The 1,744-nt window shown below is 72.4% G+C and carries 1 protein-coding gene; it reads left to right on the top strand.

Annotation, left to right across the window (positions count from 1 at the left end):
- A partial coding sequence (locus IE286_RS26810; protein WP_189799348.1) for an ATP-binding protein occupies positions 1 to 1,744 on the top strand: 1,744 nt, incomplete at both ends.

Here is a 1,744-nt window from a genome sequence, read left to right on the forward strand (position 1 = left end):
CAAGGTGCTCATCGCCAATCGTGGCGAAATCGCTGTCCGCGTGGCCCGGGCGTGCCGGGACGCCGGGATCGCGAGTGTGGCCGTGTACGCCGATCCGGACCGGGACGCGCTGCACGTCCGTGCCGCGGATGAGGCCTACGCCCTGGGCGGTGACACCCCGGCCACGAGCTACCTCGATATGGAGAAGGTCCTCAAGGCCGCCAAGGAGTCCGGCGCCGACGCGATCCACCCCGGCTACGGCTTCCTCTCCGAGAACGCCGACTTCGCGCAGGCCGTCCTGGACGCGGGCCTGATCTGGATCGGCCCGCCCCCGCAGGCCATCCGCGACCTGGGCGACAAGGTCGCCGCCCGCCGCATCGCCCAGCGCGCCGGCGCTCCCCTGGCCGCGGGCACCCCGGACCCGGTCTCCGGCGCCGACGAGGTCGTCGCCTTCGCCCGCGAGCACGGCCTGCCCGTCGCGATCAAGGCCGCCTTCGGCGGCGGCGGCCGCGGCCTGAAGGTCGCCCGCACCCTGGAGGAGATCCCCGAGCTGTACGACTCCGCCGTCCGCGAGGCGGTGGCCGCGTTCGGCCGCGGGGAATGCTTCGTCGAGCGCTACCTCGACCGCCCCCGCCACGTCGAGACCCAGTGCCTGGCCGACAAGCACGGCAACGTCGTCGTGGTCTCCACCCGCGACTGCTCCCTGCAGCGCCGCCACCAGAAACTCGTCGAGGAAGCCCCGGCCCCCTACCTGACCGAGGAGCAGACCGCCGAGCTCTACCGCGCCTCCAAGGCCATCCTCAAGGAAGCCGGCTACGAAGGCGCCGGCACCTGCGAATTCCTCATCGGCCAGGACGGCACCATCTCCTTCCTCGAGGTCAACACCCGCCTGCAGGTCGAACACCCCGTCACCGAGGAAGTCGCCGGCATCGACCTCGTCCGCGAGATGTTCCGCATCGCCGACGGCGAAGAACTCGGCTACGACGACCCGCCCTTGCGCGGCCACTCCTTCGAGTTCCGCATCAACGGCGAGGACCCCGGCCGCAGTTTCCTGCCCGCTCCCGGCACCGTCACCCGCTTCGCCCCGCCCACCGGCCCCGGCGTCCGCCTGGACACCGGCGTCGAGACCGGCAGCATCATCGGCCCCGCCTGGGACTCCCTGCTCGCCAAGCTCATCGTCACCGGCCGCACCCGCACCGAGGCCCTCCAGCGCGCCGCCCGCGCCCTGGACGAATTCCAGATCGACGGCATGGCCACCGCCCTGCCCTTCCACCGCAAAGTCGTCACCGACCCCGCCTTCGCCCCCGAGATCCACGGCCGGACCGGCCCCTTCCAGGTCCACACCCGCTGGATCGAGACCGAGTTCACCAACGACATCCCCGCCTTCACCTCCCCCACCGACGCCGACACCGACGACGACGCCGGCCGCGAGACCGTCGTCGTCGAGGTCGGCGGCAAGCGCCTGGAGGTCTCCCTGCCCGCCTCCCTGGGCATGTCCCTGGCCCGCACCGGCCTCGCCGCCGGCGCCAAGCCCAAGCGGCGCGCCGCCCGCAAGACCGGCCCCGTCGCCACCGGCGACACCCTCGCCTCCCCCATGCAGGGCACCATCGTCAAGGTCGCCGTCGAGGACGGCCAGCAGGTCCAGGCCGGCGACCTCGTCGTCGTCCTGGAGGCGATGAAGATGGAACAGCCCATCAACGCCCACAAGGCCGGCACCATCAAAGGCCTGACCGCCCAGGTCGGCGCCTCCATCACCTCCGGCGCC

It is taken from the genome of Streptomyces thermodiastaticus, from assembly GCF_014656135.1.
GTDB classification, from domain to species: domain Bacteria; phylum Actinomycetota; class Actinomycetes; order Streptomycetales; family Streptomycetaceae; genus Streptomyces; species Streptomyces thermodiastaticus.